Source organism: Dorea formicigenerans (assembly GCF_025150245.1).
GTDB lineage: Bacteria > Bacillota > Clostridia > Lachnospirales > Lachnospiraceae > Dorea > Dorea formicigenerans.
The window spans coordinates 1,967,142-1,991,092 of the sequence record NZ_CP102279.1 but is presented as its reverse complement, the minus strand read 5'-3'; the positions used below and the strand labels follow the sequence as shown (position 1 = coordinate 1,991,092).

34 protein-coding genes and 1 pseudogene are annotated in these 23,951 nt (G+C 40.2%); 26 read left to right on the top strand and 9 right to left on the bottom strand.

Annotated elements, in window-relative coordinates:
• Positions 1–65: 65 nt before the first annotated feature.
• The 4 genes from NQ560_RS09800 to NQ560_RS09785 all read left to right on the top strand — a co-directional run bounded on the left by NQ560_RS09800 (position 66) and on the right by NQ560_RS09785 (position 5,727).
• Positions 66–1,211 carry a YkvI family membrane protein gene (locus tag NQ560_RS09800; RefSeq protein ID WP_040015199.1) on the top strand — a complete coding sequence of 382 codons (1,146 nt, stop codon included), beginning with the start codon at positions 66–68 and terminating at the stop codon, positions 1,209–1,211.
• A 284-nt stretch (positions 1,212–1,495) separates the two neighbouring features.
• Positions 1,496–2,821, top strand: coding sequence for a glycine/sarcosine/betaine reductase component B subunit (locus NQ560_RS09795; protein WP_005342390.1), 1,326 nt, complete (start codon positions 1,496–1,498; stop codon positions 2,819–2,821).
• Positions 2,791–4,140 carry a betaine reductase selenoprotein B gene (gene grdH / locus NQ560_RS09790; RefSeq protein WP_479690804.1) on the top strand — a complete coding sequence of 450 codons (1,350 nt, stop codon included), beginning with the start codon at positions 2,791–2,793 and terminating at the stop codon, positions 4,138–4,140. The genes NQ560_RS09795 and grdH overlap by 31 nt, the downstream gene beginning before the upstream one ends.
• A gap of 90 nt (positions 4,141–4,230) precedes the next feature.
• Complete coding sequence (locus NQ560_RS09785) at positions 4,231–5,727, top strand: BCCT family transporter (protein ID WP_005330169.1); 1,497 nt, start codon at positions 4,231–4,233, stop codon at positions 5,725–5,727.
• 173 nt (positions 5,728–5,900) lie between these two features.
• Here the strand turns inward: NQ560_RS09785 and NQ560_RS09780 are convergent, their stop codons facing one another.
• The 8 genes and pseudogenes from NQ560_RS09780 to NQ560_RS09745 all read right to left on the bottom strand — a co-directional run bounded on the left by NQ560_RS09780 (position 5,901) and on the right by NQ560_RS09745 (position 12,528).
• A complete protein-coding gene (locus tag NQ560_RS09780; RefSeq protein ID WP_005330167.1) occupies positions 5,901–6,584 on the bottom strand; it encodes a TetR/AcrR family transcriptional regulator in 684 nt (227 codons plus the stop codon).
• Positions 6,585–6,805: 221 nt separating this feature from the next.
• A pseudogene (locus NQ560_RS09775) lies at positions 6,806–7,600 on the bottom strand (ABC transporter substrate-binding protein); the annotation flags it as partial.
• A 28-nt stretch (positions 7,601–7,628) separates the two neighbouring features.
• Entirely contained in the window at positions 7,629–9,014 is a 1,386-nt protein-coding gene (locus NQ560_RS09770) for a recombinase family protein (RefSeq protein ID WP_040015197.1), read from the bottom strand.
• A 176-nt stretch (positions 9,015–9,190) separates the two neighbouring features.
• A complete protein-coding gene (gene dinD, locus NQ560_RS09765) occupies positions 9,191–10,078 on the bottom strand; it encodes a DNA damage-inducible protein D (protein ID WP_005330159.1) in 888 nt (295 codons plus the stop codon).
• Between the two features lie 229 nt (positions 10,079–10,307).
• The gene (locus NQ560_RS09760) at positions 10,308–10,853 is read right to left on the bottom strand and encodes a Uma2 family endonuclease (protein ID WP_005330157.1); all 546 of its coding nucleotides are present in this window, start codon (positions 10,851–10,853) and stop codon (positions 10,308–10,310) included.
• Positions 10,854–11,021: 168 nt separating this feature from the next.
• Positions 11,022–11,498: a hypothetical protein gene (locus tag NQ560_RS09755; RefSeq protein WP_005330154.1), complete on the bottom strand. Its 477-nt coding sequence runs from the start codon at positions 11,496–11,498 to the stop codon at positions 11,022–11,024.
• 79 nt (positions 11,499–11,577) lie between these two features.
• Positions 11,578–12,036, bottom strand: coding sequence for an ImmA/IrrE family metallo-endopeptidase (locus NQ560_RS09750; RefSeq protein WP_005330151.1), 459 nt, complete (start codon positions 12,034–12,036; stop codon positions 11,578–11,580).
• 12 nt (positions 12,037–12,048) lie between these two features.
• Positions 12,049–12,528, bottom strand: a complete 480-nt coding sequence (locus tag NQ560_RS09745; RefSeq protein ID WP_005330148.1) for a helix-turn-helix domain-containing protein — start codon at positions 12,526–12,528, stop codon at positions 12,049–12,051.
• A 386-nt stretch (positions 12,529–12,914) separates the two neighbouring features.
• On the opposite strand from NQ560_RS09745, the gene NQ560_RS09740 reads away from it, so the two are divergent.
• A complete protein-coding gene (locus tag NQ560_RS09740; RefSeq protein ID WP_005330143.1) occupies positions 12,915–13,130 on the top strand; it encodes a helix-turn-helix domain-containing protein in 216 nt (71 codons plus the stop codon).
• Positions 13,131–13,238: 108 nt separating this feature from the next.
• Here the strand turns inward: NQ560_RS09740 and NQ560_RS09735 are convergent, their stop codons facing one another.
• Complete coding sequence (locus NQ560_RS09735) at positions 13,239–13,904, bottom strand: hypothetical protein (protein ID WP_005330141.1); 666 nt, start codon at positions 13,902–13,904, stop codon at positions 13,239–13,241.
• 100 nt (positions 13,905–14,004) lie between these two features.
• Between NQ560_RS09735 and NQ560_RS09730 the strand changes: the two genes are divergently transcribed.
• The 21 genes from NQ560_RS09730 to NQ560_RS09630 all read left to right on the top strand — a co-directional run bounded on the left by NQ560_RS09730 (position 14,005) and on the right by NQ560_RS09630 (position 23,951).
• Positions 14,005–14,331, top strand: a complete 327-nt coding sequence (locus NQ560_RS09730; protein WP_040015196.1) for a hypothetical protein — start codon at positions 14,005–14,007, stop codon at positions 14,329–14,331.
• A 5-nt stretch (positions 14,332–14,336) separates the two neighbouring features.
• The gene (locus NQ560_RS09725) at positions 14,337–14,507 is read left to right on the top strand and encodes a hypothetical protein (protein ID WP_167532489.1); all 171 of its coding nucleotides are present in this window, start codon (positions 14,337–14,339) and stop codon (positions 14,505–14,507) included.
• A 16-nt stretch (positions 14,508–14,523) separates the two neighbouring features.
• The gene (locus NQ560_RS09720; protein ID WP_005330134.1) at positions 14,524–14,736 is read left to right on the top strand and encodes a hypothetical protein; all 213 of its coding nucleotides are present in this window, start codon (positions 14,524–14,526) and stop codon (positions 14,734–14,736) included.
• Positions 14,737–14,989: 253 nt separating this feature from the next.
• Entirely contained in the window at positions 14,990–15,145 is a 156-nt protein-coding gene (locus NQ560_RS09715; protein WP_154104201.1) for a hypothetical protein, read from the top strand.
• A complete protein-coding gene (locus tag NQ560_RS09710; RefSeq protein WP_040015195.1) occupies positions 15,124–15,321 on the top strand; it encodes a hypothetical protein in 198 nt (65 codons plus the stop codon). The genes NQ560_RS09715 and NQ560_RS09710 overlap by 22 nt, the downstream gene beginning before the upstream one ends.
• A gap of 15 nt (positions 15,322–15,336) precedes the next feature.
• Positions 15,337–15,540 (top strand): hypothetical protein, encoded by a 204-nt coding sequence (locus NQ560_RS09705; RefSeq protein WP_005330130.1) that lies wholly within the window; start codon positions 15,337–15,339, stop codon positions 15,538–15,540.
• An 88-nt stretch (positions 15,541–15,628) separates the two neighbouring features.
• Entirely contained in the window at positions 15,629–15,838 is a 210-nt protein-coding gene (locus NQ560_RS09700) for a hypothetical protein (protein WP_154104200.1), read from the top strand.
• Positions 15,839–15,922: 84 nt separating this feature from the next.
• Entirely contained in the window at positions 15,923–16,108 is a 186-nt protein-coding gene (locus NQ560_RS09695; RefSeq protein WP_040015202.1) for a hypothetical protein, read from the top strand.
• Positions 16,109–16,984: a hypothetical protein gene (locus NQ560_RS09690; protein WP_005330127.1), complete on the top strand. Its 876-nt coding sequence runs from the start codon at positions 16,109–16,111 to the stop codon at positions 16,982–16,984.
• Complete coding sequence (locus NQ560_RS09685; RefSeq protein ID WP_005330126.1) at positions 16,965–17,708, top strand: PD-(D/E)XK nuclease-like domain-containing protein; 744 nt, start codon at positions 16,965–16,967, stop codon at positions 17,706–17,708. The genes NQ560_RS09690 and NQ560_RS09685 overlap by 20 nt, the downstream gene beginning before the upstream one ends.
• A complete protein-coding gene (locus tag NQ560_RS09680; RefSeq protein ID WP_005330125.1) occupies positions 17,705–19,264 on the top strand; it encodes an ATP-binding protein in 1,560 nt (519 codons plus the stop codon). Before NQ560_RS09685 ends, NQ560_RS09680 begins: the two co-directional genes overlap by 4 nt.
• 16 nt (positions 19,265–19,280) lie before the next feature.
• Positions 19,281–19,724, top strand: a complete 444-nt coding sequence (locus NQ560_RS09675) for a hypothetical protein (RefSeq protein WP_005330124.1) — start codon at positions 19,281–19,283, stop codon at positions 19,722–19,724.
• A 12-nt stretch (positions 19,725–19,736) separates the two neighbouring features.
• The gene (locus tag NQ560_RS09670; protein ID WP_005330123.1) at positions 19,737–20,477 is read left to right on the top strand and encodes a hypothetical protein; all 741 of its coding nucleotides are present in this window, start codon (positions 19,737–19,739) and stop codon (positions 20,475–20,477) included.
• 116 nt (positions 20,478–20,593) lie between these two features.
• A complete protein-coding gene (locus NQ560_RS09665; protein WP_040015194.1) occupies positions 20,594–21,028 on the top strand; it encodes a RusA family crossover junction endodeoxyribonuclease in 435 nt (144 codons plus the stop codon).
• Positions 21,029–21,042: 14 nt separating this feature from the next.
• A complete protein-coding gene (locus NQ560_RS09660) occupies positions 21,043–21,912 on the top strand; it encodes a DUF4373 domain-containing protein (RefSeq protein ID WP_005330119.1) in 870 nt (289 codons plus the stop codon).
• Positions 21,896–22,078 (top strand): hypothetical protein, encoded by a 183-nt coding sequence (locus tag NQ560_RS09655; protein ID WP_005330117.1) that lies wholly within the window; start codon positions 21,896–21,898, stop codon positions 22,076–22,078. The genes NQ560_RS09660 and NQ560_RS09655 overlap by 17 nt, the downstream gene beginning before the upstream one ends.
• On the top strand, positions 22,079–22,702 hold the full coding sequence (locus tag NQ560_RS09650) for a sigma-70 family RNA polymerase sigma factor (RefSeq protein WP_005330116.1): 624 nt from the start codon (positions 22,079–22,081) through the stop codon (positions 22,700–22,702).
• Between the two features lie 15 nt (positions 22,703–22,717).
• Positions 22,718–23,116, top strand: a complete 399-nt coding sequence (locus NQ560_RS09645; protein ID WP_005330114.1) for a DUF551 domain-containing protein — start codon at positions 22,718–22,720, stop codon at positions 23,114–23,116.
• On the top strand, positions 23,109–23,243 hold the full coding sequence (locus NQ560_RS09640) for a hypothetical protein (protein ID WP_259816021.1): 135 nt from the start codon (positions 23,109–23,111) through the stop codon (positions 23,241–23,243). Before NQ560_RS09645 ends, NQ560_RS09640 begins: the two co-directional genes overlap by 8 nt.
• Before the next feature lie 36 nt (positions 23,244–23,279).
• Positions 23,280–23,459, top strand: coding sequence for a hypothetical protein (locus NQ560_RS09635; RefSeq protein WP_005332011.1), 180 nt, complete (start codon positions 23,280–23,282; stop codon positions 23,457–23,459).
• A 24-nt stretch (positions 23,460–23,483) separates the two neighbouring features.
• Positions 23,484–23,951 carry an XF1762 family protein gene (locus NQ560_RS09630; protein ID WP_233420464.1) on the top strand — a complete coding sequence of 156 codons (468 nt, stop codon included), beginning with the start codon at positions 23,484–23,486 and terminating at the stop codon, positions 23,949–23,951.

Sequence of the window (23,951 nt, the reverse complement as noted above, 5' to 3'; positions counted from 1 at the left end):
CAATTACCGGCTTATATGCCGGTAATTGCTCATAAGAAAAGAAATGAATGAAAAGGGGGCACATTATGGGTAGTGCGGAAAAGGTGAGTTGGAAACGAGTACTGATACTTGCGGGAGCAATCATTGCATTTACAATTGGATCCGGTTTTGCAACAGGTCAGGAAATCATTCAATATTATACAGCATATGGAGTAAAAGGATTACTTGTAATTTTGGTATTCCTGGTAGCTTTTCTTTATTACAATTTTAACTTTGCAAAAGCAGGTGCAGAGCAGAAGTTTGAAAAAGGAAATGATGTATACAAACATTTTTGTGGAAAGTATGTAGGAACTTTCTGTGATTATTACTCCACATTATTCTGTTACATGTCCTTCTTCGTTATGGTAGGAGGAGCATCCTCTACACTTCATCAGGAATATGGACTTCCGGCATGGGTAGGAGGAGTCGTTCTGACAGCACTGGCAGTGATTACAGTTGTAGGTGGACTGAACTCCATGGTTGATGCCATCGGTGCTGTAGGACCGGTAATCGTAGTGCTTTGTATTGCCATTGGAGTTATTACATTAATTCGTGATGGCGGTGATGTTGGAGCTGGATTGGATATTATTAAAAATGCAGCTTACGAAGGCGCAGCGAATGGGGAAACAATTAAGAGTGCAGGATCCAACTGGCTTGTTTCTGGTTTATCATATGCCGGTTTCGTGCTCCTGTGGTTCGCAAGCTTTACAGCAGCACTTGGTTCTAATAATAAGAAAAAAGAATTAAATTATGGTATTATCGGTGGAACAGTTGCAGTTTGTGTGGCAATTGCAGTAGTAATGTTCGCACAGATTTCAAACATTAATACTCCGATGATTGGAAGTAGTGATACATTTGTATGGAATGCAGATATCCCAAATCTGATTCTTGCAGCTAAGATCTGGAAGCCATTCTCCGCTATCTTTGCAATTATTGTATTTGCAGGTATTTATACAACAGCGGTTCCACTCCTTTATAATCCAGCTTCTAGATTTGCAAAAGAGGGAACATCACAGTTCAAGATTCTCACTATTGTTCTTGGAGTTCTCGGTTTAATTGTAGGATTATTCCTTCCATTCAGAGTATTGGTTAATATTATCTATGTATTAAATGGATATGTTGGAGCAGTTTTAATTCTCTTTATGATTTACAAGAACATCAAAGATCTGATGAATAAAAAGAAAGCAAATTAATATAGGAATTGCCGATAATAGGGGCGCTGAGAAATCAGCGCCCCCTTTGTTGCCTGGAATTAAAAAGTGATTGACCACAGAGAGATTAAAGAATATTTGGAGAAAATGAATAGAATAAATCGATAATTAACTGTGAATTATTGAAAAAATCTAACAAAACGATTGACAATAAGCGCGCTTACTGTTATAATCTTGACATAAACAATAAATAAGCGCGCTTATTAAAAAATGTATCAATGTCGTTCATAGAGCCTATCTATGAATCAGAAAAGGAGGACAATCACATGAGACTGGAGATTGGCAATTTCTATGTTAAGGATATCAAGTTTGGCGACAAGTTATCCTTTGATGACGGAGTGCTTACAATTAATAAAGAAAAAGCACTTGATTTTATCCGTGAAGATGAGAGAATCACGGAGGCAGATCTTTATATTGCAAAACCTGGAGATAAGATCCGTATGTGTCCGGTAAAGGAAGCAATCGAGCCTAGAGTAAGATTGGATGGAAGAGGACTTTTCCCTGGATATACAAGTGAACTTGCAAAGGCAGGAGATGGAGTTTTACATGCATTAAAGAACTGCAGCGTACTCGTAGTCGGAAAACACTGGGGAGGTTTCCAGGATGGATTGATCGACATGAGTGGTGAAGGACAGAAATATACATACTTCGGTTATTTGAACAATATTGTACTCGTAGCAGATACGAATGAGGATTTTGAGAAGCATGAGCAACAGAAGAAGAATGATGCACTTAGAAGAGCAGGACATAAACTTGCAGAGTTCATCGGACAGTGTGTAAAAGAACTGACACCGGAAGACACAGAAGTTTATGATCTTGAGGCGATGATCAAACGTAGTCCGGAGATTGAAAAGCTTCCATCTGTTGTATATGTTATGCAGCCACAGTCTCAGATGGAAAATCTGGGATACAATGATCTGGCATATGGCTGGGATATGAACCGTATGCTTCCAACAGTAATGCATCCAAATGAGGTACTGGATGGCGCTATCGTATCTGGAAGTTTCATGCCTGTATCATCAAAATGGTCAACATACGACTTCCAGAACACACCGAATATCAAGGCTCTTTACAGAGAGCATGGTAAGACAATTAATTTCCTCGGAGTAATTATGTCAAACCTGAATGTAGCTTTGGATCAGAAAGAACGTGCTGCACTTTATGTAGCACAGATTGCAAAGACACTCGGAGCAGATGGTGCGGTCGTCGCAGAAGAAGGTTATGGCAACCCGGATGCCGACTTTGTAGGATGTCTTGTTGCGCTTGAGGATGCCGGTGTTAAGACAATTGGAGTTACCAATGAATGTACAGGACGTAATGGTACATCTCAGCCACTTGTAACACTGGATGAGAAGTGTGATGCAATTGTATCCTGTGGAAATGTATCTGAATTAATTGAATTGCCTCCAATGGAAACAGTACTTGGAGAACTTCAGTCGTTAGCAAGAGACGGTCTGTCCGGTGGCTGGGCTGGAGATGAGATCTTAGGACCTTCAGTAAGAGAAGATGGATCCGTTATTATGGAGAATAACTCAATGTTCTGTGGTGATCAGGTAGTTGGATGGTCCCCGAAGACAATGAAAGAATTCTAAGGAGGGCAATAGCGATGAAAAAAGCAATCTTATATATTAATCAGTTTTTTGGTCAGATTGGTGGAGAAGAAAAAGCTGGTATTGAACCAGAAATCCACGAAGGTCAGATTGGACCAGCAATACAGCTTGAAAAAGAGTTAAATGCAGAAGTTACCCATACAATTATCTGTGGTGACAACTATATTGGTACCAATACTGACGCTGCAGTTGCAACAATTCTCGGAATGCTTGAAGGTAAAGAGTTTGATATTTTCCTTGCAGGACCAGCATTTCAGGCAGGACGTTATACCGTTGCATGTGGAACAATCTGCAAGGCAGTAAAAGAAAAATTTGGTGTACCTGTTGTAACATCTATGAACGAGGAGACGCCAGGTGTAGATATGTTTAAAAAAGATATGTATATCTTAAAAGGCGGTAATATTGCTTCAAAGATGAGACAGGATGTAAAAGCAATGGCAAAAGTTGCCAACAAGCTTCTTGCAGGTGAGTCGGTTGGCTCCGCGGATGAAGAAGGATATTTCCCGAGAGGAATCCGTCATCAGGTATGGCTTTCAGATGGAAAACCGGCATATGAGCGTATGGTAGATATGCTTGTTAAGAAATTAAATGGACAGCCATTTGAGACAGAGCTTCCGATTCCGAAGCTTGATCGAGTACCGATCGCTCCTGCTATCAAGGATTTGTCAAAAGCAAGAATCGCACTTCTGAATACCGGTGGTATTGTACCTGTAGATAATCCGGATCATATTCAGTCAGCATCTGCAACACGTTGGGGACGTTATGATGTGTCAAATATGGAACGGTTAAAAGGTGGAGAGTTCAAGACAATTCATGCTGGATTTGACCCTGCAGCAGCAGACGCAGATCCAAACGTTATTACTCCGATTGATGCATTGAAGGTATTAGAAAAAGAGGGAGTTTATGGAAGCCTCCATCCATATTTCTATACAACAGTAGGAACAGGAACAACTGAGGCAGAGGCTGCCAGAATGGCAAAAGAAATCATTCCATATCTTCAGGAAGATCATGTTGATGGTGTTATCATGGTTAGTACTTGAGGTACCTGTACACGTTGCGGTGCAACGATGGTAAAAGAGGTTGAGAAGGCTGGATTCCCAATCGTACAGATGTGTAATCTGGTGCCTGTAGCTAAGACAGTAGGATCTAATAGAATCGTACCTACAATTTCTATTCCTTATCCACTTGGAGATCCAGATACTCCGAAGGAAGAGCAGTGGAAACTGCGTTATCACAGAACAAAGGTTGCTCTGGAGGCTCTGGCAACGGATATTAAAGAGCAGACAGTATTTAAAGTATGATAACTGTTCGATGATTTAGAGTGAACGGGCAGATGGTTATACATCTGCCCACTACTATATCTGGCTTAGTTTGATGAAGGAGAATTGAATATGGGAGAAAAGAAAGGTAAGAATACAGTTTTTTATGTATCACTGATTATCGTCGGCATTATAGCAGTCTGGTCAGTTGCATTTAATGATAGTTTTACGGTAGTAGCTAATGCGGCATTTAAAGTTTTGACCACAGATTTTGGATGGTTATATCTGATTTCTATGATTATATTCTTTGGCTTTATTGTATATTTTGCATTTGGAAAATATGGAAAAATTCGTTTAGGAAGCGATGATTCCAGACCGGAATACAGTAATATAACATGGTTTGGACTTCTATTTGGATGTGGAATGGGAGTTGGTCTTGTATTCTGGGGAGTAGCTGAGCCGCTTACTTATTATCTGAATCCGACAGATGGAATTGAGGCAGCATCTCAGGCATCTGCAAACTTTGCATTTGAGAATTTCTTTATGCACTGGGGAATTCTTCCATGGGCAAACTATGCAGTTATCGGTCTTGCACTTGCATACTTTATGTTCCGTAAGAACAAAAAAGGTTTGTTAAGTGTTATGCTTGAGCCGTTAATTGGTGAGAAGCTTGCAAATGGATGGCTTGGCAAGGTTGTTGATATTCTTGGTGTATTTGCGACAGTTGCAGGAGTTGTAACATCTCTTGGACTTGGAACATTGCAGATTAATGCCGGATTTAATTATTTATTTGGTGTCCCAATCAATTTAGTAGTAGAAATTATTATTATTATAATTGTATCATTTCTTTATATTGGATCCGCAGTATCCGGGCTGGATAAAGGAATTAAGATTATTTCTGATACAAACCTTTATGTTGCAATCGGACTTTTGGCAGTATGCTTTATAGTGGGACCAAAAGTAGAGACTTTGAATGCATTTGTAAATGGTATGGGTCAGTATATCGGTAATTTTATTCCAACTGCACTTAAGATTAATTCTTATAGTGACAATAGTTGGTTCGGAAGCTGGAGATTGTTCTACTGGGCATGGTTCATTGCATGGGCACCGTTCGTTGGAGTATTTGTAGCACGTATCTCTAAAGGACGGACTATTCGAGAATTTGTACTTGGTGTAGTACTTGTACCGACAATTGCTTCCTGTATTTGGGGTGCAGTATTTGGTAACCTTGGTATCAACCTTGGAGAAAAAGGTCTAATGGCGATTGAAAAGCTCCAGGAAGCGGTAGCAACACCGGAGGTTGGACTTTTCGTAGTGCTTGGACAATATCCGCTTGGATTTATTTTATCACTGGTAGCCTTGGTATCCTTGTGTGCATTCTTTGTAACATCTGCAAATTCAGGAGTTTATGTATTGTCTATGCTGTCAACGGACGGTGCAATCAATCCTCCAAATGGCAGAAAGATTCTCTGGGGAGTTATCCAGTCAGTTATGGCGATCGGACTTCTGATGGCTGGTGGATTGAAACCGCTTCAGACAATCTCACTTGTAGCAGCGTTCTTATTTATTTTTGTAATGTTTGGAACGATTGCAGCATTTATTAAAGTGTTGAAGGAAGAAAAGGCATAGTGAAAATGTTTTTTTCAAAATAATTAAATACAAAAAGCTGAAGAAGGAATGTGTGGAGCATTCTTGGATATATCAGGTGAGAAAAAGAGCTGAAGAATTCGAATCCTTCAGCTCTTTTGATTAAACAATTCTGTAAAACGACAATGTTTGTATATGGGTTTTAATAAGTGTTTTTAATCTAAATCAATATTATAGGATGTAAGCGCTCTGCGGATAAACGAAACAGTTGTCGCAGTCGCTTCTTCAATTGTCAAATATTCAGAGTCTTCCCGTAATGTCTCTAACATACCACGATAAAGCATAATATTCATTGTTGCCAGATTGTGAATGTCTGATTCCGGGAGAAAAATATTCTCTTTATTCAAAGAATCAGTCAATGATAAAAATTCACGTTCTGAGAAATTAGCAGATGAAAGCATATTTTTGTAATTTGCAGCATCTTCACTCCAACTTTCAGGAAAAATATCATAATAAGCGTGAAAATAGTAGGAAAAATCCCAGTTCGTATCTGCATGCTTAAAAAATAGCAGCCAGAAAATGTCTGGATGTGAGAAGGAGTGGAGACAGAAGCATTCCCAAATTTTCAGATATCTTTCAAGTGGCCTTGTAACCGGTTCTAAGTAGGCTGGCAGATCCTTAGCATATTGATCCAGATATTTCATAGCTGAAAAAATTCTCAGTTCTTCAAAATCTGAAAAATAATGATAAAGAGTCGCACTGTTATAGCCGGCTTTTTCTGCAGTTTTACGAATAGACAAGCTGTCGATGCCTTCTTCTTCAATGATCTCCAATGCAGCATTGATGAAGTAGCTCATAGTTTGCTGTCTGTACATTTGTTTACGATCTTTTTGTTGCATGAAAAAATCCCCCAATAAAAAGTACTAAGACAAGCCTGCCCTAGTCATGGTATTTATTATATATGAAATACACGAAAAAAGCGAGTAAAATTGTTTGAATTAGTGGAAAATAGTAGATGAGATATAGTAGATATGTTAACAAAGAAAACGACGAACTCTGCCATGGTTTGCCGTTTCCTTTGCTTAATTAAAGAGTAATAGTGATTCAGATAATATTGAAATTATTTGGCTGCTTTTTCGGCAAATGTAGTCGTTACCAGTTTATCGTACGGTGCACGTGTGTCAAGTTCTTCTGCGCTTTCCAGAATGTCCTGTAAAAGTTCAAAACTTTTTTTCTCAAATATGAGGTTATCTTTCCATGTGTCCTGTTCATAATAACGGCTCACAATTGTTTCTATTGTATTAAGATTTGTTTCTTTAAACTGAGGTGCAATTGCTTCTGCAATTTCCTTTGGTGTATGTTTCTGTACATAATCCATACCTTTTTGCAATGCATCTGTAAATCCTTGAATTACATCTGCATTCTTCTCGATATAACTTTTCTTTGCTGAAAATGCAGTATAAGGTACATAGCCGCTGTCTGTACCGAGAGAAGCAACTACATATCCCTTTTCCTCTTTTTCCAAATTTGTGGCTCCTGGTTCGAACTCAACTGTAAAATCAGCATTTCCTTCTGCAAATGCTGCTGCTGTAGAGCCAAAATCAATGCTCTGATCTATAATCAGATCTTTCGAAGGATCAATCCCATTTTGCCTTAAAATATACTCAAATACCATTTCTGGCATGCCACCTTTTCGTCCACCAAGTACTTTTTTATCTTTCAAATCAGTCCAATGAAAGTCGGGGATTTCTTCTCTTGCTACTAGAAAATTTCCTGCACGTTGTGTAAGTTGTGCAAAGTTCACGACATAATCATTGGCTCCTTCATTGTAAGCATAAATTGAAGCTTCAGACCCCATAAATCCAATATCGGCGGTTCCGGATATGACTGCGGTCATGGTCTTATCAGCCCCAAATGGAACTCATTGGTTAGTGCAAGACTTATTATAAAAAATTCACTTCTTTCACAGTGGAGTCTTTCGCCACATGTATATCTGATACAATGGACCGCCAGAATGCTCTGCGGTTCTCCAAAGAGAGCTTTGCATACATAGAGCGGAAGTCTGACTGTATGATTTCATTTACATAAGAGACGTCTCGTTCTATTTCTGGCTGGATAGCCAACGCTTCTTTTAATTCGTATTCAATTCGAGAGTATTCTTTGTTATAATATTCCCATTCCACACGACCTTTTTGAAACAGGAGATTTAATCGTTCCAATTCTGATCGGAGCTTCTCCGGTGTCTTTATTTTCTTTTCTTTCTTCTGCTTTTCACGTATCTGTCCGGAACGGACGTGGTATCTCTGATATTCATCTTCCAAATGCTCCAAAAGATAAGACTCCACAAGATTCTGACTGAGCCTGTGCCGGTAATTGCAGTGATTATCCATGTAAGCTTTGTTGCACCGGTAATAGCAGTACGTGCGTTTGGCACCGGTCTTCCGGTTAATAATAGAAGAGCAACCGCAACCGGACAGGAGATTGTTACAATTTGGGCAGTAAATCAGTCCGGAAAACAGGTATACTCTATTGGAACGGTTGACTTTAATGTTTTTGTCGGAAATCTTTTGTAGTCTATCCCAGTCCTCAGTTGACAAGTAAGCAGGGCAGTATGGAGCTCCGCGGTAAGTACCTTTGTAGAATTCGCTGGACAGAAGCGTCCTCATACTACTGTAACTGAAATCCGGATCATAATTTTCCTGGATATATTTCAATGCTCCGGTCTTGCTCTGGTGCTTGAAAAAGTATTGATAGAATGCGTTTACAGCCTCTTCACGTTCAGGATCCTTAATCATACATTTGACTCCATCGACAGTACCGGACTTATAGCCGTATCCCATATTGGCATCACCGAAGATTAACTTACCTTGCCGGATAGAGGCTTCGTTGACGAACTTGATACGTTCACTGGTAGTATCAACTTCATTCTGGCCAATGGACAGAACGACGTTAAGCTGCAGTCTTCCATCTCTGGTCTCCATGTTGATGCCTGGCTCACTGGTAGAGATCCAGCGAACGTGATATTCGTCCAAGATATCCTGGACTTTGTAGAAGTCAGACAGATTACGGAACCACCGGTCAAGCCTCCAAAAGAGAATAACATCTATTTTCCCTGCTTTCACATCCTCCAATAATGCATGGATAGCTTTTCTCTTTTTCAATTCTTTCCGGGCAGTCTTACCTTCATCAGCATAGACTCCTGCAACAACCATGTTATGTTCCCTGGAATAAGCTTCCAAATATTCTCTTTGTGCTTCCAGGGATTTTCCGTGCATCATCTGCTCTGCAGTAGATACTCGGATATAGATAGCACAGCGTTCTAATTTCATGTGATCACCTTCCTTAAGTATATGTGCGACGTCGCACAAATTTGCGTATAAAAAATACACCTGTACAGGTGCCAAGGAAATGTGATACAATATTCTTGTTCAGGGAGTATTGTACGTGCCTCGGCACTGTATAGTATTCATTAAGCCGTTCCTGTTGGCGCAGGAGCGGTTTTTATTTATTCTTTTAAATTTTGTTGTTCTCTTTCAATTTGTTTAATACTTTTCTTTGGAGTTGGTAGATCTTCAGGCATAGTGCCTCCCAGATCTTTGATTGTTTGGCGAACCTTTTGACCAACATCAAAATGGGTTTGATTAGCCTCTTCTTTCCCAATAATATGATCACGTCGAAGCTTTTCATCGGTCTGTGTTGCACGGAAAAGATTGGCTGCTAATTCGGTGCTCCCCATGTGATCCAAAATCTTCTGGTTTTTCTTTAATCCTTTTCGAGCATGTATTTCTTTTACACCTAATCCGCCATATAATCCCTTGTATCCTTTGTTTTGAAAAATAGCATAGTCTCTTGGGTCGCTGATACCAGCCATTTTTGCAGCTTCAGCAAGAGATTTATTATGTGAAATCATTTCACCACGGATTGCTAATCTCTTTTTCTCTTCAGTAAGATTATCAAAGTTTTCAATTAACTCTTGCTGTCTGGTTTTAACTGCAAAATAAGTCTGGCCAAGAGCAATTACCTTTTTACGAGAATCACCATTTTGTACAATTAAATAACAAGCGTATCGGGATAATTCGATATCACCAATATCTTTTGTAGTTGCGCCGGCTTTCACGATTTTGTTGACCTCAACAAAATGGTCAGATATAGGATTTCCACTGTTTTGACAAGAACTTTTTGCACGTTCGATTACTTTAGAAAAATTACGCCATTCCGTATACTCTAAAGCGACTTGTAACTCGCGCGCATACCAAAATTCTTCACCTGATTCATTTTCGTGTTTGATAGAGTCAAAAAGTGATTCACTATAATTTGCACGTTCTTCATCAGATAATGCATTTCCGATAACTCGATCATGTAATTCAGTTAACTTACTTTCAAAATCGTCCATATTTCTTCCTTTCTCTGTGTGTATTGTGAACTTGTAAGTACCCCTTACAAGTTGAAAATTGACATATTTGTATAGGTGACGTACAATATATCTAACTAGACAACTGGGAATAGTTATAAATTATATGTAATAGGCAAGTTACTTACTCCGGCCAAGAGACAAGGTAGCTTGCTTATTTTTTATAGTTTAGAATCACTTGACCATTTCGGTGATTTTGCCGGAATGGTATTTACTTCAGCAGATTTGCAACACAAATCTTAAGGTCACCATAGATCGTAACTGTAATTTCATCATCAAAGGAGTATTGGGTGGAATCCTCGGTACCTTCAAATGAATATACCTGTACAGTGCGTTGCAATGGATTGACAATCCAATATTCACGAACACCTGCAGTACGATACTTAAAAAGTTTTGTCAGATAATCCATGCGCTGACTGCTCGGAGAAACAATTTCAATGATGAAGTCCGGAGCTCCCTGGTATCCTCTGTTATCAACCTTGGAAGAATCACAAATAACAGAGATATCCGGTTCCACATAATTGCGGTCGTCTTCATTTAAAAATACAGCAAACGGAGCAGGGTAGACTTTGCATGGTCCACCATTCTTTTTGATGTAATCTCTGAGAGTAGCAGAAAGTTCCATTACAAGTTCCTGATGCATCGGACTTGGTGGAGCCATATCATAGATCTGTCCGTCAATTAATTCCGCGCGCTGTCCCTCCGGGAGAGCATAGATGTCATCAATCGTATATGTGTTTGATTTTGGCAATGGCATAAGATTCACGTCCTTTCATAATAGTGTATGGTTAAAGTATAACCAATTTGATTGGAAATTTGTCCAGCCGGGCGACAACTCCGGCATTTCTTTAAGACCACAAGGGTGTGATAGCTGCCTTTCTATCCTTGGACAATACGTATGCCAACGGGGTGGCGATTTCTTTTTTTATTCAGCTTTTGTCAATTTTACTTTCGTAGTTGTACCGGCCATAGAGACTTGATAGGAAAGTTCTCTATCTGCATCAGAGTATGAGAAGTCTTTTGTATCATCAGTTGATGCAAGCATAGCATTATCAGTCTGCTCTTTATTTCTATCAGATGTCCAAGTGTAGTCAGCTGAGTACTCTGTTGGAGCTGTATAGGTTCCTACCCAGTAGATAGAAGTTGTGTCACCGTTATCAGATACCCAATTGACAGTAATTGTATCGTCGGCAATAACAGCCTCCATCCAGGAACCGTCATTATCTTCTGATTTCCATGTCCCAGCTAAATCAACAGGTGCTTTTTCCTCTTCTTTTTTTGTTTCCTGTGTAGTTCCGTTTTGTTTGGAATCAGATTTATCAGATGAGCTTCCACCTCCACAAGCAGACAATGACAATGCCATTGTTCCGGCAATCAATAACGCTACAATTCTTTTCTTCATAAATTGTTCCTTTCTTTCTTCATTTGTAATTTGAGAATAAGCAAATCTAAGTAAGTTTTATATATAAACGCTTTCGCGGTTATATCTGTTTAAATACTGCCAAGTTCGGAATGAAATAGATAATATAATTATCTACAATCTTATATACTCCATACTTCTCACGATAACATGAGATACATTCTTCTAAGAATTCCTCAGTTACTTCCAGATATTCGGCAGTCTCATATCTGTTCGTACAGCCATGCTCATAGGCTCTAATCAGACCAGTAAGACCAATCAAGCGATTATATCCGTGAAATCTTGCTTGACGTTCTTGTTTACGGTTCTGTACGGAATCCATATCAAGAATATTTCCGACAGACGTTTCATGATGTCCAAGCTCTTCGGCAAGGGCACAGGTCTTTTCCAGAATGGTCATGTCTTCTCGGATGGCAATCTTGTTTCCCTTAATTCTTCCGTCACTTCCTTGGAGGGGCTTTTCCTTTACCAGCATTCCATCATTGTAGGCATTGTCTAAAAGTATTTCGTAAGGATTCAACCTAACACCTCCCTAGAAATTTTTATCATCCATAATATCATCATCGTGCTGGTTCATTTCGTCAGTTACTTTTATATCTGTACGTCCGTGAGCTGCTTGGACGGTAAGGGCTTCTTCCATCTGCTGATTGGTGAGAAGATTTTCTACATAAATGTTTACTTTATTTAAATTTTCAATAGATAGCTCTTTTAGTGTGGAAAACAAGTTTTCTATTGATACGACTTTTGCGGTATCAAATTTCGATACATCTATATTTTTTAAACTACTTAATTGGTGAAAAGGTGATGCATACATATCATTGACAGAAATTCCGAATATTTTGCAAATTTGGAAAAGAGTATCTATGTCAATGGAATTAACTCCATTTTCCCATGAAGAAATAGCATTATGTTTAACTCCAAGTTTTTCGGCAAGTTCTTTTTGAGTTATTTTATTTTTCTTTCTATAGTAAAGTAAATTTTTTGCAACTGTTTCTTTTATATTATCACTCATTCTGCCTCCTCCTTTTAATAGGATATTACCACAACTTTTTCATGAATACAAGAAAAAAACTTCACAAAACGTGAAAAAGATATTGACAATTCATAAAACATGACATAATATAAAAATAACTTCACGGAATATGAAGTTATGAATATGCGGACTGCATTGGAGCTGGGTTGATAGTTACAGAAGCATTAAAGCTCCTTTTCGAGGTGGAATGTTAACGGAGTTTCCCCGAAGCAACCAGTATAAGACAGAGCGACTATCTTATATCCAAGTTTTATCCACTTATCGGCTAATGCCTTAGAATGAAGCATTCGCTTTATAATATCACCTCCTCCCATAGGGGCGATTTGCAGTCCGCAACAATATTATAACAGAAAGGAGAAGTAAAAATGGTAGGACTTAAGATAAAAGAATACCTAGATGAAAATGGTATTAAGTACTCTTATTTATCAGAGAGAGCAGGGATGCCAATGAATATTCTTAGTCCGACGCTAAATGGAAAAAGAAAAATGAGCGCAGAAGAGTATTTTATGATTTGCGAAATACTTGGATTGCCAGCAGAAACATTTGCACCAGATAAAAAAGTGAGCAAGCAAAGTGAGTAGGAGGGGATATTTTGGAAGAGATGAAGAAGGAAATGGAAAAAATGAAAGACCAGATAAAGTCATTGCGATTACATTATCTGATCTTAAGCATTTGTTTTATTGTGACAACTATTGGTTTTCTGATTCGTTGTTTTTGGATTCAGCAATCTCTTTCTGGATTGTATCAACTGATTCCTTTAATGTATCGAGTTGTTCAGATGTTGTAGCGTTAGAAGCTTTTGTGCTCTCTAAGATTTCTGAAAGTATTTGAACTTCTGTGCGCTGTAAAGCAAGCTGTTCTTGTTCAGATGCAGAAGGTTTAAAAAGTGCAAATAAAGAAATGATGACGCCAATGATTGCTATCAAAGTATCAAATTTTATTTTTACTCGGTTATGACCTATTGGGATTGCGATGGTTTCAGGCAGCTCATATTCCTTTATAACTGCTTCATCTACAGTAACGCAGTCTTCATCTGAAACGAAACTAGAAGAGGTTGGGAAATCTTTCAGTACCTCTTTTATAAATTTGTTACTTGTGGAAATAGCGGATTGAGCTATGGAATTACCGAGAGTAGAAATGAATTCATCTACATAGAAATCTAAAGCAGTATGAATATAACGATTCCCAATTTCATTAATGAGATTTGTAGCAAGATTAACTACTTCAGAGAGGTTGTCATTGTGTGCGCTGCAGAGAAGTTCTAAGGCATCAGCAGCTGCAGATACAGCAGATTGGAAAGATTCATTGAGTTTTGGATTGGATAAATAGGCTTTAGACAGGGAGTTTTGTGTCATAGATGAACCTTCTTTCGTAATTTTATGAAAGAATTTTATCACAACATGAAAATATTTTCAATTATTGACGAACTAATCAGTGATGTGGGAGGTGAGTAAGGTGGCTGAAACAGTAGAAAGAAAACCATTTAAATCAATTCATATTGATACAGAAAAAGGAATCTATTTATTGAATGGCGAGGAAGTACCGATGGTAAGCCGTATTGATTTGGAATTTAATAATGGAAAATGGTCGCTTCTTATCACAAGAGATGAACTATATGTGCAGGAAGCGACCAAGGAGGAAAAAGCAATGCCGGGATATAACTTCAATCATTTTACTGGAAAGACAAAGGGTAAAGCTTTAAGAAAGAAAAAGGTTCGAGTGAAACGGAGTCACAAAAATAAGTATGAACAATATTCTAATAACAAAGAAACAGGGAGGTGAGTAAAGTGGAGAAATACATCGAAGCATTAAAGGGAATTTCCTATTTTGAATGGATTAAGTTACGGGAAGGTATGGACAATGAATTTAACCGGTTAATCGGTGAATCCAAGAGGAAACTCGAACTCACCGATGTGGAGCGTGTGGAAAAGACTATCCGTTCACAATTTGGAGCATAGAAGCGAGGTGAGTAGAATGCAACGATTATGTCCAGCATGTTTTACAGAACTTCCGGAAGAGGCAAATTACTGTCCTGTGTGTGGAAAGTGTATGAGAGATATTGTGGAGCAGACTTCGCAGTATGTAGGAGGTGTGCCGGTAACGACGGTAATTAAAATAAATGATTGTGCAATTCGCATTGGAGAAGAGAACGGATTAGATGCAACAAGTACAAACCGTACCACATAACTTATAGAAGAGGTGATGTATATGTCAAACAAACCGGATATGGAAAGAGTTATACAGGTACTTATATCCCTGCTGGAAGAGCAGGAGCATGTGGAGATTACATACACAATTGAGAAAGAAGAGGATAAAACCGCTTAGGCGGTAGAAAGGAGGACAAGCCCATGAGAGTTAGAGACTGGATAGCGGTAGGAATGATGATGATCGGACTGCCAATAGCTATGTTTCTTCATTGGCTGTTCATAGGGTATTAGGTATGAAGAAAAGAAAGTGGACAATGAAGAGGATTGTGGATGCGTTATTCGTGTTGGTAATCCTGGGAGACATTGCAACAATGATAATGTTCGTGATGATCTCCATCAAGATTCTGAAAATGCAGGAGGTGATCACATGGCTGATACAGCAAGCTTAAAAGAAATCTTATTCCGGAATAGTGCGGAGCAGTGCAAGGTGTGTGAAGCCATTCCATTTGAGGCAGTCGGACATCGGTTTGAATATGAAAAGTTCAAGATGCTCCATGAGGTTATTGAGGAAGCTGACCTGGAGGATGAGTACCAGGAATGGAGACGGGCTTACGGATATGTATAGGAAGGTGGTGAGGATATGGAAGATAAACAGAAGATTCTGGACCTTTTGTTACCTGCTCTTCAGGCGACTCGTAATCTATCTGATCTGGTAGAACTGGAGTACCGGGAAGACCGAGAGCTGGTGTATGCGAAGTTTGCAAGCGGGAATCAGAAGATTGCTAATGTGGCATGTGATTCCGGAACAGCACTGATCAGAGACGTGATCGGGCAGATCATATAAAAAAGAGCGCTCTCATAAGCCTGGCAAGGTGAGAAGCACTCTGGAAATTAGTCAATTTAATTATAAAAGAAGAAAGGAAATTAGTCAAATGATTAAAGCAATATCAAGTTCCATTTGCAAAGGAACAACAGGTTGTCAGGTTGAGATGAATGGAACAGGAGGAGAATTATTAAAGGAATATAGAGGAATTGTGGTGTCAATGCACGGTTCGCTTTGTCAGCATATGCCGACAGAAATGGCAAAAGAAGTTCTGAAGAAGATTACGACAGAAGCAATTAAACAGGCGGAGGAGAAATAATGTATTACAAAGAGTGTCCATTCTGTGGAGCAAATTTAGATCCTGGAGAATCATGTGACTGCCAGGAAGAGAGGAGCAAGACTTTTGGCAAAAGTATATATAGGAATCGGACCGGAAACCGGAGAGGAGATAGAGGAGGAAGAAGCGTACGATTATGCGCTGAAAAGATGTCTCTTCGGAACACCGCGAGATAAACAGGAGTTTAGAGAAATGTTGGTGGAATGGTTTTATTCCGGAAATTGGTTAGAAAAAGAACTGGAGGAAGCATAGATGAATGAAGTTATGGTAAATGAAGAGAGAGGAATGGCGGTAAGAAATTCGCAGACAGAAATGATGGTGAACAGACAGGCTCAGGAAGTACAGGCAGCCATGGTCATTGCAAAGAGATTTCCGAGAAATGAAGTGGATAGCTTCAACCGGATCCTGAGATCATGCCAGAGAAAATCACTGGCCGAGACAGCAACTTACGAATATCCGAGGGGCGGGGCAAAAGTAACAGGTCCTTCTATCCGTCTGGCAGAGGCAATGGCTCAGAATTGGGGCAACATTGATTTTGGAATCACGGAGCTGGAGCAGTCGAATGGAGAATCACAGGTCATGGCATACGCATGGGATCTGGAGACGAATACGAGACAGACCAAAATCTTCACAGTTCCCCATATTAGAGGAACAAAGAAAGGAAATATACCTCTTACAGACCCTAGAGACATCTATGAAATGGTCGCAAATCAGGGCGCCAGACGTTTGAGGGCATGTATCCTTGGGATCATTCCAGGGGATGTGGTAGAAGCTGCAGTAAAGAAGTGCGAAGAGACACTGATTAACGGAGAAGAAAAGCCGTTGATCGATTTGGTTCGTGAGATGTCCAATATATTTCAGAAAGAGTTTGGAGTCCCGCTGGAGGCAATTGAGAAATATATCGGCTGCAAGTCGGAAGCATTTTCTATGAGGGATTTGGTCAGACTTAGAAGAATCTACAGTTCCCTACATGATGGAATGGCAAAGAGAGAGGATTATTTTGAACTTTCAATCGCAGAGCCGGCAGGAGGAACAGAAGGAAATGTAAAGAATCCGTTCGAAGGAAAAGAAGAGAAACCTAAGCTGACAGGAAAGGGAGCAAAGAAGGATGAAGCTGAATCAAGATAATTATTATTCTGTGGAAGCTAATCAGCAGTTCTTTTCTGTATCACAGTACAAGGACTTCATGAAATGTGAGGCTATGGCGCTTGCTAAGATACGGGGCGAGTATCGGCCAGCAATGACCAAGGCCATGCTGACGGGCTCTTTTGTGGACACTTATTTTGAAGGAACATTAGACAGCTTCATGAAAGAGCACCCGGAAGTATTTACGAGAAAGAAGGAACTTCGGAGCGAATACCGGAAAGCAAATGAAATCATCCAGAGGGTGACAGAGGACAAGCTGTTCGCGCAGTTCATGTCCGGAGAGAAACAGCGGATCATGACTTTTGAAATGTTCGGAGTTCCCTGGAAGATGAAAATGGACAGTTATCTGCCAGGCATCTGTATTACAGACCTTAAAGTGGTAGTGAATTTCAGGTCGCTGCCGCTTTGGAGATATGACCTGCAGGGAGCAGTGTATCAGGAGGGCGTCCGGCTGAATACCGGGGAGCAGCTGCCATTCTATCTTGCGGTGGCGACCAAAGAGCGGGTAACGGACCTTGATATCTTCCAGATCACACAGCCGGTGCTGGATATCGCTCTCCGGGAAGTAGAAATAAATATTCAGCATTTTATGCGGGTGAAAGAAGGATTGGAAGATCCGTCTTGTTGTGGAAAATGTGATTACTGCAAAGGAATCAAAGGAGCGAAAATCAGAGACTACAGCGAATTATTGGAGGGAATAAGGTGAAATTAATCAAGATATTGAGTGACCGGATACAGATCCGCACCACTCAGGGAGAATTTGAGAATATCAGAATTAATGACCTGGTATCTATTTCTGATGATACTGTGGAGTTGGTCACAATGGTGACCTCAGTCACAGAGTCAGAAAGTGAAGCGGGATTTGCGGATGATGACGAACCCCTGCTCGGCGGAGTCGATATGAAGGTTATTGAGTGTTCTATTATAGGAAGTGTTCATGACGGAAAATTCAGCAATGCGATTGACAAGTACCCGGTTACGAACGTAAAGGTAGAAGAGATTACGGCAGAAGAATTTAAGAAGATGATTGCATATGCGAATGGCAAAGGGTTTCAAATTGGAAAATATGCTGCATATAACTGTCCAGCGTGGGTCAATGGTAATCGGTTCTTTCAGAGGCATGCCTGTATTGTTGGAAACACCGGTTCCGGAAAATCAGAGACAGTAGCCAAGATATTAGAGAATGTCAGCAAGCTTAAGGCAGGAAACATTGTAGTATTTGATATTCATGGTGAATATGCGCAGCTGTCATATGCACGGAACATCAAGATAGGAAAGGGTTTTACTTTTCCAGTATGGCTGTTTGGACTGTCGGGGATGACAAGTAATATCTTGAAGATTAAAGGTGAGACATCCATAGTAGTGATGTCGGCAATCCGGAAAGCTTATTATAAAATATGTCCAGGAGGAAGAGAAGACCGCCCGGTATATTTTGATTATGACCTGATGCTTAAGGAGCTGATCCAGATGAATACAGAAGAAATATTGACTGGAGAAATCTACAAGACCGGGGACAAGGCGGGAACGCCTAAGACTGTAAAAGGGGAATTCTACGGGAAACTGACCGGAGTAATAAACAGCATGAACGATAAGAAGCATGACCGGAGATATTCTTTCCTATTTGAAGAAAGACCGCAGGAATACCTGATTCAAGTCATCCATGACATTATGGACAATGATAAGCCGGTCAAGAATATTGACCTGTCAGACATTCCGCATGATGTAGCAATCCCGTTGATTGGAGTCATCACGACACTGATTTATGGAATACAGAGAAGCTTCCAGATATCAGATATCACGCCTGTTACATTGGTATGTGATGAAGCACATGTATATATACCAAACGGGATTCAGCTTTCTGCATCTGAGAGAAGAATGACAGAGACTTTTGAAGAAATAGCGAAAGAGGGAAGAAAGTTCGGAATCTCGCTGTTCGTTGCGAGTCAGAGACCTTCGGAACTTAATAAAACGATTATGGCACAATGTGCCAATTTCATTGTATCTAAGCTGAACAATGAAAATGATAAGAGCATGATCAAGGGAATGCTTCCGGACGGAAGTGAAAGTGTTGTGAGCACTACGACAACATTTAATCCGGGAGAGGTCCTAATCATAGGTGATGCGGTACCGATTCCACTTAAGATACAGGTAACTCTTGCAAAAGAACGTCCACAGTCCAAGACAATTGAGTTCTGGGATAAATGGAACAAGAAGGCAGAAATGAATCTGACAGAGGGGATTCGGGAATATGTAAGCATTTAAAAGGAGGTATGTAACTATGAAACACATTGATCTTGAAACATTTGCAAATGGTTCTTTTACTGCACAGGTGAACAGAGCCATTGAAGAAGTAACAGAGAACATTCAGAATCCGAATACAGATGCGACTGCAGCAAGAAAGATTGTCGTAACAATCGGATTCAAACCAAATGCAGAGCGGAACTTTGTTGCGACCGGAGTACAGACGAAAACAACGCTGGCACCGGCACTTGGAGCAGTCACTGCATTCAGCATGGGTAAGAATCTTCAGACCGGAGAAGTCGATGCTGTGGAAATCGGTAATCAGATTCCTGGTCAGATGTCTGTAGCAGATATTCCGGGAGTGACGCCTGGAGCTACTGTAGAAGTAGAAGGTAAAACAGTAGATACAGAGACTGGTGAGATTGTAGCTCAGCAGGGCAATGGTAACAAAGTAGTAGATCTTAGAAGAAAAGAAGCATAAGGAGGACTTAAGATGATGGAAGGATTAAAAGAAGCATTACAGTATATTACGGGTCTGAAAGCAGAGAGCATGGAGCCGAAGTTATTGGAGATTAATGGTGAGACGTATTGTACTAAGGATCTCACCAGATATCACAGATTCCCGATGGCAAGTTATCTTTCTGTAAATACATTAACAGCACTGGTGGATTATATCAAAGGAAAGCCGGAAGAATTGAGAGAATCTTCCATTCTTCATGTAGTGAGTCCAACAAAGGTCTTTCTGTTCTCAGGACTTATTGACGAGAGGAACGGAGAGTCATTGATGGCAGCAGGCGCAATTGTGAATGAATTCCGGTTTGATGATTATTATGACCAGGAACGTTTCCTGATTGAGCTGCAGGCGAACTTTGTGGAGACAGAAGACCTGACTACGATCATGCAGGTCGCCGGTAATATCAAATCCGGAACAACGGCTAATTATTCCGATGATGGCGTATCTCAGAAGACAACCATCAAATCAGGTGTGGAACTGGCAGATGTGATTGTGCCGAATCCGGTCAAGCTCAGACCATACCGCACATTTGCAGAAATTGAGCAGCCAGAGAGTTCTTATGTGTTCCGTATCAAGGACAGTGAGAGAGGACCGCATTTCAAATTGGTCGAAGCTGACGGCGGACTGTGGAAGAATGCGACCATGAAGAAAATCAAGGAATATCTGGAGTTCGAACTTGCAGAAGAATTAAAGGAGCATCACATTACAGTGATTGCATAGGTAACAAAAAGCACCGACCTTTTAAGGTCTGTATTGTATCACACATGTAACAATTAACAAGTCGTTCCCCTGCAGTGCTATGGATGAGGTATTGCAGGGGAGAAAGGAGAGCAGGCATGCAGTCAGTTACATTTCAGGTCCCTGGAAAACCACAGGGGAAAGCCAGGGCGAAGACTGTAAGGAATAAGTCTACTGGCAATATTCATTCCTATACTCCGGAGAAAGATATGTTGTATGAGAATTATATCAAGGCTCAGTTCCAGAATCGTGCAAATGGATTCTATCTGGAAAGAGGAAAGCCGGTGATGCTCCGGATCATAGCGAGATTCCTTCCACCGAAGAGCGTATCTAAGAAACGACAGCTGGATATGTTGGAGGGAAGGGAACTTCCACTTAAGAAGCCAGATATTGACAACATTGTAAAGGTAGTCGCAGATGCTCTGAATGGCGTTGCTTATCATGACGATACACAGATTGCCATGGTGATCGCGGCAAAGACATATTCGGCCATGGAAGGGCTGGATATTACAGTAGAGGAATATGTTGGATAGAGAGAAGGTGCAGTATGGCCAGACCCAAATTGAAAGGCCTTCTTTACTTTCCATTAGATATAGATTTTTTCGAGGATAATAGTATCCGAATCGTCAGAGCGAGATATAAGTCTGACGGGGTAATCATTTACCTGTATTTATTAACACAGATCTATCGGGAGGGATATTACATAACAACAGATGATGATTTCTGGTATATCGTTTCCAGTGAATTGGGAATAGATCTGAACAAGGTGAAGCAGGTCTTGAACTTCCTGCTAAAGAAGTCACTGTTTAATAACACACTCTTTAGTTCGGACAAGGTCTTGACCTCTGCCGGGATACAGAGACGGTTTCAGCTTGCTATAAAAGACAGAATGCGCAAGAGTAAGGAATCGTTAGAAGTAGGAAGGTACTGGCTTTTAAATAAGCAGGAGACAGAACCTTTTATTAAGTGCACTCTTTTTGAAGAAAATCCCGGAAATATAGGTGGTTTTTCCGGGAAAAACGAGTGTAATTCCGTGGAAAAATCCCTAAATAAAAGTAAAGAAAATAATATAAATAATAATATATTCCAGCCACCGGAACTGGAGAGAGCATTTCAACTGTATCTGGTCGTCCGTAAGAGTAATTTCGGAGAGATTCCTTCGGAGCAGGTACAGGCTCTTCGTGAAGATCTGCTGAAGCTGAGTGATAACCCGGAGGAACAACTGGCTATTGTGAAGAAAGCAACTGCCAGTGGCTGGAAGAGTTTTTACCCGAACAGGAAGCAAGAGAAGAAAAAAACTCAGAAGCAGAAGACTGGATTTAATAACTATACCAGTGGTCGTGATTATGAGATGAATAATCTCGAACGTAGTCTTCTGGGTATTTCGGAAGGAGGAGAACATGGCGGTAATTCGTAGTATCAGAGGCGGTACAGCCGGTCTGAATGAAGAAGAACGGCTTACAATTGCCAGGCTGTTAATTAAGGCAGGGTATTCCGTTAAGATTGGATATCGTGTGATTCCAGGTAATACAAAGGGCAAGAAAGAATATATCGTGGAGTATTGGGAGAAAGGAGAAGAATAGATGCTTACAGAAATGAGCTTAAAAGAAGCACTTAAGTATTTCATGAAAGGGCGAAAGGTCCTTGTGCTGAATGAATATGATGACAAGAGTATATCGGCAGAAAGGATAGAAGATTGTTTGCCGAAAGAAGCTAAGTATTTGGTAGATGTTCCTGCAGTACCAAATCCGGAGTTTGAACAGGCTGTACAGGATATGGTTGAGCCTGATCAGAATGAGAACGATACTGAAGGGGACGAACAGCTCCCCCCAGACCAACCGGAGAAGAAACTGGAAAAAGAAACGGTAGCAGCTCCGGGTAAGATGAGCAGGGAAGAAAAAAGTAAGATCATTCGTCCGTTGATCAAGAAAGGTCTGAAAAATAAAGAGATTGCCGAGCGTACAGGAATTCCAATCGGGACAGTTAATAGTCTGTCAGGAGCTATCCGGAAAGAGTTAAAGAATCCGGTACAGGCAGAAATAATTAAGTCTGGAAATAATTCTGACCGTCATAAATGCAGGACTTGCCAGTATCGCCACAGTGATGCAGGTGGTTGTGATTATTGCATCCACACCGGAAAAGAGAGAGTGTGTGATGTGGAAGTATGTGATAAGGCAGTGGTAGGAGAAAGATTGACGAAGAAATAGGAGGAATAGTGTTAAATGATGGGTAGATTGCAAGTAATTTGCACAACGGATCAGATAAAAGAAGCAAAGCGTAATGTTCAGAAGTATATGAGAAAACATAAAAGCGACGAAGATTTTATTGACAATATCAGTGATGATTTCGTGATGGGGTTTATGATTTCTCAGAGAATGGTATGGGACGATTATGATAATGGGACACAGCGAGAGAATGATGATTTCGGCAAGTGGATTCCATGCAGTGAGCGGTTGCCAGAGGATAACACGGATGCAATTATATGCTTTCACAACGGAGAAATTACAGAAATGAGATATTTGGGAAATAAAATCTTTCAAGGAATCTATAAACATACGACAAAAGCAATTGTTGCATGGATGCCATTGCCGGAACCGTATAAGGAGGGAGAAGATGAATAATCAACAAGCAATAGATAGATTGGTGAAACATCTTGAATGGGGCTGGTCTGAGAAAACAGTAGATGCTATTGAAATGGGGATACATGCACTGAAAGAAACTCAGTGGATTCCATGCAGCGAGAGGTAGCCGGAGGATGAAGGCTACATACTGGTATCATTTGAGTTGGAGGAAGTAAAGCCAGAAAGGACAGTTCGGGAAATCAGAGAGATTCGAACACCGGATCCGGAATCCGAAGAGGAGGAAGGACAACTTCCCGGTCAGATGAGCGATGAAGATTTGTCGGAAGTAGCGGAACACATGAAAGCAATGATGAAGATTTTGGAGAAATACAGAAAGGAATAACGAATGCCTATAGAAGCAAGACCTATGGAGCTGAAAGAAGCACAAGATTATATAAATACATATCATCGACATCACAAAGCAGCTCATAGAGATAAATTTAGAATTGCAGCCACAATAGATGGAAAAGTTGTTGGAGTGGTTCAAGTTGGCAGACCTGTATCGAGAGTATTGGACGATGGCAATACATTAGAAGTGCTTAGATTATGTACAACTGGAGAAAAGGATATATGTAGTTTTCTATATAGCAGAGCCGCACGAATCGCAAAAGAAATGGGATATTCAAAAATTATAACATATATTCTTGAATCCGAAAATGGCGCAAGCCTTAAAGCGTCTGGGTGGACTTGTGAAGCTGACGGAGTTGGTGGATCTAATTGGAATACGCCAAGCAGACCAAGAGAGATGGTAACGAATCAAATGAGTTTATTCCCAGAAAAACAAAAATATCCGATTAATGAAAAGAAACAAAGATGGAGTAAGCAATTGAAGTAA